8 protein-coding genes are annotated in these 7,957 nt (G+C 62.2%); 5 read left to right on the top strand and 3 right to left on the bottom strand.

Annotated features, from left to right (window positions below; genetic code table 11):
* Positions 1–59: 59 nt before the first annotated feature.
* From ACRC1E_RS00195 to ACRC1E_RS00185, 3 genes are all read left to right on the top strand, one after another.
* A complete protein-coding gene (locus ACRC1E_RS00195) occupies positions 60–248 on the top strand; it encodes a hypothetical protein (RefSeq protein WP_438513092.1) in 189 nt (62 codons plus the stop codon).
* 384 nt (positions 249–632) lie between these two features.
* Positions 633–2,225 carry an alginate export family protein gene (locus ACRC1E_RS00190; protein WP_438513091.1) on the top strand — a complete coding sequence of 531 codons (1,593 nt, stop codon included), beginning with the start codon at positions 633–635 and terminating at the stop codon, positions 2,223–2,225.
* 23 nt (positions 2,226–2,248) lie between these two features.
* On the top strand, positions 2,249–3,232 hold the full coding sequence (locus ACRC1E_RS00185) for an SDR family NAD(P)-dependent oxidoreductase (protein WP_438513090.1): 984 nt from the start codon (positions 2,249–2,251) through the stop codon (positions 3,230–3,232).
* Between the two features lie 138 nt (positions 3,233–3,370).
* On the opposite strand, the gene ACRC1E_RS00180 is transcribed toward ACRC1E_RS00185, so the two are convergent.
* The gene (locus ACRC1E_RS00180; RefSeq protein ID WP_438513089.1) at positions 3,371–4,357 is read right to left on the bottom strand and encodes a serine/threonine protein kinase; all 987 of its coding nucleotides are present in this window, start codon (positions 4,355–4,357) and stop codon (positions 3,371–3,373) included.
* Positions 4,358–4,479: 122 nt separating this feature from the next.
* On the opposite strand from ACRC1E_RS00180, the gene ACRC1E_RS00175 reads away from it, so the two are divergent.
* Both ACRC1E_RS00175 and selA read left to right on the top strand, forming a co-directional pair.
* Complete coding sequence (locus tag ACRC1E_RS00175; protein WP_438513088.1) at positions 4,480–4,731, top strand: hypothetical protein; 252 nt, start codon at positions 4,480–4,482, stop codon at positions 4,729–4,731.
* 4 nt (positions 4,732–4,735) lie between these two features.
* Entirely contained in the window at positions 4,736–6,130 is a 1,395-nt protein-coding gene (selA, locus tag ACRC1E_RS00170) for an L-seryl-tRNA(Sec) selenium transferase (RefSeq protein WP_438513087.1), read from the top strand.
* Between the two features lie 117 nt (positions 6,131–6,247).
* Here the strand turns inward: selA and ACRC1E_RS00165 are convergent, their stop codons facing one another.
* Together ACRC1E_RS00165 and ACRC1E_RS00160 are read right to left on the bottom strand one after the other, a co-directional pair.
* Positions 6,248–7,357, bottom strand: coding sequence for a sensor domain-containing diguanylate cyclase (locus tag ACRC1E_RS00165; RefSeq protein WP_438513086.1), 1,110 nt, complete (start codon positions 7,355–7,357; stop codon positions 6,248–6,250).
* Between the two features lie 205 nt (positions 7,358–7,562).
* Positions 7,563–7,957 (bottom strand): DUF2860 family protein (locus ACRC1E_RS00160; protein ID WP_438513085.1); only part of this gene is annotated, 395 nt, incomplete at its 5' end.

The following is a 7,957-nucleotide window of genomic DNA, read 5'->3' as shown; positions in this document are numbered from 1 at the left end:
GATATTGGCCAGTACCCCATTGCGGAAGATGCAGACTTCCGGGCGATGGTCGAGCGCTTGTGGAACGAACACCAGCAGCAATCGACCAGCCAAACGCACGCCCCTACCCTCGCTCAGGAAGAAGCGACGGCCACCCTGTAGCGCGTAGTGTGGCCGACGATCTGGCGACGCTAATGCTCGACGCCGCCATCGAAGAAGAAGGCTTTGTCCGCAGCGGCATCAACCCGTTTTTGTGTCCCGCTAGCTAAACAAGGCGCCGGCTACCTGAGGGTGGCAGGTGTTTTCCCTGCAAGATTGCTTCCCGGGCCGGTGTTAGCGCGCTGAAATGCAACACTGCGTTCGTCCGTTTCACACAAACCCCAAGCCATACCGATAGATTGACCTAGACTGGCATTTGCAGTGTTACCTGCGATGACAAAGACAATATTTGGGCAAGGCAGGCTGGCGTGGGGTACTGGATGCAAGGAGAGGCGATGCTTGACTGGAAAAGCGGGTGGACCGTGGCAGGCAGGGTGTGCCGGCGGATACTGCAGTGGGTCGTCCTGGTGTGGGCGATTACGTCATTTTTCTCACCTGCCATGGCAAGCGGCGACGGCGATTATTCAGGGCGGCGGGTCGGAGCGGTCCAGGTCGTGTTCGACGGCGGTCAGAAGGAAAACGCTGCTTACCGCGACGCCGTACTCAAGGCGTTTGGCGCGTTTTCGGGTGACCTGTACGACCCGTCGCGCAGTGACCTGATGCTCAACCAGGTCCGCCGGCTGGCGTTCGTCAAGGATGCAAGCTATCAGGCGCGTCTGGGCGGCAATGGCTCGCTGGAGCTGGTTGTCGATGTCGCCCTCAGCGATGTGGCAAGGCCGCTGGACGAGATGCCGATCGGCGTATTGCGCGGCCGCGGCTGGCAGGACTTCCCGACCCTGTACGCGGACGACCGCTCGGCACTGCTGGCCAAGCTGGAAAACAAGACGATGGTGTTTTCGAATACCCACGCCTTTTTCGGCCGCCCCGATGTCCTGACTGAGGGCAATCCGCTGGCGCGAGCACCTTCCGGTAGCGACGGCACCGACACCTGGCTCGAGAGTAGCGTGGAAGCCGGCTTGTACGGCCTGAGCGCGCTCAGCGACCGGATTTCGGTGTTTGGCGGTGCGAGCTATATCGTGTCGGGCTCGTGGGGGCCGGAGCTGTTCACTGACGAGACGCGCGCGCATGGCGGAGTGGAAGACGCCTACCTCGGCTTTGTCGGCCGCGATACAACCGATCAGGGCGGCCTGCGCGTCTTCAGCCTGCTGTACGGCAGGAAGCCTTTTCAGGTCGATAACGGCATGATCCTCAGGCTGGCTTCGGCTAACGGCGGCGAGCGGGCTGCATTGCAGTCCAACCCGCGCGACGCCGCCAATCCGCTGGCCCACGCCATGTTTGTCTACGACCGCCACAAGCTCGAGTTCTTCAGGCTGGACCCGGACGAGCTTGAAGAGCTAGACACCGGCACCGTGATCAATGGCGTTAATTACGAGGGCCGGTTGCTGCCCGAGTTACGGCTGGGCGCCATGTGGCTGCAGGTACCCAAGTCGAGGGCTGCCTATTTCACGCCAGACACTGTGTATTCGCGCAAGGGCCTGCGGGTGGCGGACCTGCGGGCGGCCTACGAGCCTGCTCCCGGCCAGTCCAGCCTGTACGCGCGGGCGGAAATCGCGCACCAGAGCAACGAGGATTTCGACATGGACGCCTGGGGCGGCTATGCGGAGGCCGGCTGGCAGTTCCGTGACATCGCGTGGCGCCCGACGCTCAGTTACCGCTATTCGAAATTCACCGGCGACAACCCCGACACCAAGGCCTTCGAACGCTGGGATCCGCTGTACGCGGGCGGCGCGGGTGACGAATGGGTGCAGGGGCTCAACCAGTACAAGGTGGTGCAGACTTCCAACGTGATCGCCCACCGTTTTATGGCCAGGCTGAACCCTTCGCCGCGCTGGGAACTGACCCCGCAATTCTGGTTGTTCAAGGCGGATACGCTGAACAACCTGGGCGGCGCACGCGCCTTGTCACAGCTCGAGTCATACGATCTTGCCAAGGAAATCAACCTGACCGCGCGTTACGTGGCCAGCCCGAAGCTGATTTTTGTCATGTCCGCTGCCTATACCATACCTGGCACGGCGATACGCCGTGCATTGAACGGCGACTACCAAAACTGGTTTAGTGCCAGCGCGCTCATGATCGCCCGCTTCTGATTCATCACCATCGAGGAACTGTCATGCATACCATCAAAAAATCGCTAGGCCTGCTGCTTTTGAGCGGAACCCTGCTGGCCACACCGGCATTGGCTGAAAATTACAAACCTGTCGACATCAAGCCGATTGATCCGGCTTATTTCATTCCAAAACGCCATGAAGGACGAACCTACTTTATTACCGGCGGTGCCCGCGGCATCGGTGCGGCATCGGCCATCCGTCTGGCTCGTGAAGGGGCTAACGTGGTGATTTTCGACGTGCTAGACAAAGACGGCAAGGAAACGGTAGCCCAGATCCGCAAGGAAGGCGGAAAAGCCGAGTTCGTGAAAGGCGATGTGCGCAGTAACGAGGATTTGCAAAAAGCCGTCGACCTGACCCTGCGTACTTTCGGTGAAATCAATGGCGCCTTGAATTCAGCCGGAATCATGGCGGCCATGGCGCCCGATGCGGTGTTTGATTATCAAAAGCAAAAAAACCTGCTTCCTAGTGCCATTGCGGATGCGGGTGACGAGTACTTTGACACGCTGATGGAGGTCAATGCGACAGGTGTATTTAAGTCCATGCGCGCGGAACTGAAGCCGATGCTGAAACAGGGCAAGGGTGGAGCGATCGTGAATATTTGCTCGATTGCAGGCCTCACCGGCCTGGCTGGCAACTCGGCCTATGTCGCCAGCAAGCATGCCTGCAATGGCCTGACCCGCAATGGTGCTATTGACTACGCCCCGTATGGTATCCGTGTCAATTCGGTGAATATGGCTGCGACCGAAACGGCCATGACCGACATGGCCATGGAATACGTCATGTCAGCCAGCAAGGAAAACAAAAAAACCGATGTGCCCAATATGGGACGCACCAAGACGCTCAGCCTCTTGGCCTACGCCGACAGTAAGAAGCGCATGTCGACCGTATGGGAACAGGCGGCCGTGATCTGCTTCTTGCTGTCCGATGAAGCCTCCAACCTCACGGGTGCCCTGTATGCAACCGATGGCGGCTGGACCGCATACTGACACCCCACAGCAGCGCCACCTGCTCACGCAAGATGCAGGCTAGGCGCTGCCCAGAGTGGGGGGTGGATTAGCGCGAGGCTTAGCCGCTGACCCGCAGCGCAACTCACGGCTAAACGAGTACCGATGGTGGCTTGCGGCCTAAGCCACCGCCCACAGTGGCGGTTCGGACAGCAGCGCCACCTGCTCGCGCAAGGTCAGGATCTGCTCTTCCCAGTAGCGCTGGGTATTGAACCAGGAAAAGGCGGTATGGAAGGCCGGGTCGTCGACGCGACGCGCCAGCCATGCCGAATAGTGCAGCAGGCGCAAGGTGCGCAGCGCCTCCACCAGATGCAGCTCGCGAGGATCGAATTCGCAAAAATCCTCGTAGCCGGCCAGTACATCAGCCAGTTGCCGGCTCTGTTCGGCGCGCTCGCCCGATAGCAGCATCCACAAGTCCTGCACTGCCGGCGCCATGCGGCTGTCGTCCAGATCGACAAAGTGCGGGCCGGCGTCGGTCCACATCAGGTTACCGGCGTGGCAGTCGCCATGCACCCGTATCATCGCCACCTGCCCGGCGCGCGCATATGCAGCCTCTATGCCTTGCAGGCACTGCTCGGCCACCGTGCGCCATGGCGTTTGCAGCTCGGCCGGCAGCAAGCCGCTATGCAGCAGAAAATCTACCGGCTCGTGGCCAAAGCTGTTTACATCCAGCGCCGGGCGCTCGACATAAGGTGCAATCGCCCCCACCGCGTGGATGCGTCCCAGAAAACGCCCCATCCATTCCAGCACCTCGGGGTCGCCCAACTCGGGGGTGCGCCCGCCGCGACGCTCGAACAGCGCAAAATCGAAGCCCTGCCACGACAGCAGGCTGTGGCCGTCAAACAACAGCGGCGGCACCACCGGTAGCTCGCGCCCGGCCAGCTCCAGCGAGAAATCGTGCTCTTCCTGCGTCTGCGCCCGGCTCCAGCGCCCGGGGCGGTAGAATTTGGCGATCAAGGGTGGCGCGTCTTCGATACCGATCTGGTAGACGCGGTTCTCGTAGCTATTGAGTGCCATCAGGCTGCCGGTGGCGCGCAAGCCTGTGCTCTCGACCGCATCGAGCAGGAAGTCCGGCGTCAGCCGGGAAAACGGGTGTGAAGTGTCCATGCGCCGATTATACGCAAGCCGCAGCCGCCAGATGCGCCAGATGCGCCAGACTGGACAGCGTGCGCCTCACACTGCATCCTCGCGCCTTGACTTGCGAACCCACACTGCCCCAACCATTGCCAATGAATACTGAAATCCGGCCTTCGCGCCCGCGCTTCAATCTGGGCAGCTTCATGCGCGCCGGCTGGCGCCTGCTGCAAAACCGCCGCCTGCGCCAGCGTGCCGCCCACCGTCTGGCGCGCCGCCCTTTGCCTGAAAAACTGTGGACCCTGCTGCTGGCCCCCGTGTTGTGGCTATTCTTTCACGCGGCGCTGGCGGTGCTGGTCATTCTCTTTTTGCTGATGCCGGTTTTCTGGCTGATCGAACTTTCCTGAGCCTATGGACACCCGTTCCCTCTATACCACCTTGCCGCAGGCCGACCGCCTGCTTCATTCGCCGGCCATGGTCGCCATCCTTGCGCAGCACGGCCACCAAGCCTGCCTGAGCGCGCTACGCACACTGCTGGATGATGCGCGCGCGCATATCCGCGCCCATGCCGCCCTGCCTGACTGGGCGCACGGCGACGAGGGCTGGGCCATGCAGCTCAGCCGGTATCTGGATGCACAGCAACAACTGGCGCTGCGCCCGGTGTTCAACCTCACCGGCACCGTGTTGCACACCAATCTGGGGCGCGCGATTCAGGCCGAGGCGGCCGTCGCGGCGGTGAGTGCCGCCATGCGCGGCGCAGTCACGCTGGAATACGATCTGGACGGTGCCGGCCGCGGCCACCGCGACACCGCCATCAGCGAGCTGATCCGCACGCTGACCGGCGCCGAAGCGGCATGCGTGGTCAACAATAATGCGGCGGCGGTGCTGATTACCCTGTCGGCACTGGGCGCCGGGCGCGAGGTGATTGTGTCGCGCGGCGAACTGGTCGAAATCGGCGGCGCGTTTCGCATGCCGGACGTGATGCGTCAGGCCGGCTGTACGCTGGCCGAAGTCGGTGCCACCAACCGCACCCATTTAAAAGACTACGCCGGCGCGATAGGTGCGCAGACCGCGCTATTGATGAAGGTACACACCAGCAACTACGCCATTCAGGGCTTTACCAAGAGCGTCAGCGAAGCCGAACTGGTGCCGCTGGCACGCGAGCACGGCATACCCTTAGTCACCGATCTGGGTTCCGGCGCACTGATAGACCTTGCCGCTTACGGCCTGCCGGCCGAGCCGATGCCGCAGGCGATGCTGGCTGCCGGTGCCGATATCGTCACCTTCTCCGGCGACAAGCTGTTGGGCGGGCCGCAGGCCGGCATTATCGCCGGCAGCAAGGCGCTGATAGACCGCATCCAGTCGCATCCGCTCAAGCGCGCGCTGCGCTGCGACAAGCTGACGCTGGCGGCACTGGAGGCGACCTTGCGCCTCTATCTGCAGCCCGATCTCTTGCCACAGCGCCTGCCTACGCTGCGCTTGCTCACGCGTACGGCGCACGCCATCCGCGAAGCGGCCCAGCGCCTGCAGCCGGTGGTGCAGGCCGCCGCCGGCGCGGGTTTTGAAGTAAAGGTAGAAGACTGTGCATCGCAGATCGGCAGCGGCTCGCTGCCGGTAGACAGGCTGCCAAGCGCCGCGCTGACACTGACCCCACGCGACGGCAAGGGCAGCACGCTAGTGGCGCTCAGCGACGCGTGGCGCGCGCTGCCGCACCCGGTGATAGGCCGCATCGGTGACGGCCGGCTATGGCTGGATCTGCGCTGTCTGGAAGACGAAACCGCTTTTAGCGCCAACTTCGCGCCGTAAACACCGCCACATTGGCGATATTGGCCACGCGGACAAGCGGCGATGTTCAGGCAGACAGCTGCATTCCCCACCGGGCCGGAGGGGAATGCATGCGCTCAAGATAGTGCCCATGGCGGCTCAGGCAGCACTCATGTCCTTCGTATTTGCGGCTGCCTCTTCAAGTTCGCTCGCCGCCTGCCGGTAACCGTCGCGCCCGCCGGCCTTGGCCTGCAACAGCGCGAGGTCTGCGCGGTGCAGCAGGGCTTCCAGACTGTCGTCTTCCGGCGAGCGTTCGGCAACGCCCACGCTGATCGAGCAGGGAATAGGCGCCTCCTCCCACATGAACGCATGCGAACGGATAGCCTCGCACACTTGCCGGGCAAGCTCGCAGGCGTGGGCGGCCTGCTGTCGGGGCAGGATGACGGCGAACTCCTCGCCGCCACAGCGTCCGATCAGATCGGCAGGGCCAAACGCGGCCTGCAACCGCGCACCGACCAGCCGCAGCACCCCGTCTCCGGCGGCATGCCCCCAGCCATCGTTGATGCGCTTGAAGTGGTCGATATCCAGCATCAGCACCGATAGCGGCTCGTCGCGCTCAAGCGCCTGCCGGAATGCATCCCGCCCCTGCTCGAAAAAGTGCGCGCGTGCAAAGACGCCGGTCAGCGCGTCGTACATCGCCATCTGGCGCAGACGGGCGTTGGCTTCTTCCAGTTCGGCCGTACGTATCGCCACCCTTTGCTCCAGATCTTCGTTGGCGCGACGCAACACGTCCTCCGCCTGATGCAAGGCGGTCACATCGCGACTGATCCCCAGAATAAACTCCACCCGCCCATCGGCCCCGTGGGCGGGCACCAGCAAGGTCATCCAGTAGTACACCGCATCGCTGCCCTCGACGTTTCCGCTTTCCTCATAGGTCAGCGGCTTACCGGTCGCCACACATTGCCGGTAGCGCTCGAGCACGGTCTCGCGATAAGGGGCTGCCACCAGTTCGCGTATCGTGCGCCCTTGCGTCGCCTCGGCGGGCAGACCGATGAAAGCCTGCTGCGCCGGATTGCAGTCTGCGAGCAGGAAGTCGCCATCCTTGTCGCAAGCGATCAGAAAAACATTGTCGGGAAACTCCTGCCACAGGCTCTCGAACGCGGGAAAGCGCCGGCGCAGGGTGCGAATCCAGCCGGCAGAGGTCACAGGGGTAGATGAGGCAGAAGGCAACACGGTGTCTCGAAAATACATAAAAATGTATTTTGCCATTATTCAATGCAAATTGAATCTCATTTCAACATAAAACTGGAAGAAACGACCATGGCGATCAAAATCCTAGGCCCAGCCGAGTTCGAACACCTCGCCATTGGCGCCTGCCTGCTCGTTGGTGGCGACCTACTGGCCGGCGCCCGGCCGCTGGCCATAAAAAAACCGGCGCACACCGCACCGGTTTTTGGGCTGATCATGATGGTGATCAGAACTTGTACATCACACCTGCGCCGATACGCTTGACTTCGGCATCGTAGAAGTTGATGTCGGAGTCGGACTTGCCGTAGGCGGCATTGACGAAGCCGTTGACGTTCTTGTAGCCGAACAGCTGGTGACGCATCAGATTGGCGCCGATCACGAAGTCGCTGCTGTCTGCCTTCTTGCCGAACAGCGGGTTGACTGCATCGTACTTCTGCTCGCCCAGATACAGGTTGGTGGTCACGGTGTAGAGGCCGCTGCGGTAGCCGTAGTCGAGCTTGAAGCCGGTGGAATCGTTGCTCATGGCACGACCGTCCAGGTCATGCTTGCCCAGCACGATACCCGGCGCCAGGAAATGGCCCGGCGCAAATTCCCAGTCGTAGGACAGGTTGAAGCGGGTGG

The organism is Craterilacuibacter sp. (assembly GCF_051659485.1).
GTDB lineage: Bacteria > Pseudomonadota > Gammaproteobacteria > Burkholderiales > Chromobacteriaceae > Craterilacuibacter.
The sequence above is the reverse complement of the archived record's forward strand: the minus strand, read 5'-3'. Positions and strand labels throughout refer to the sequence as shown.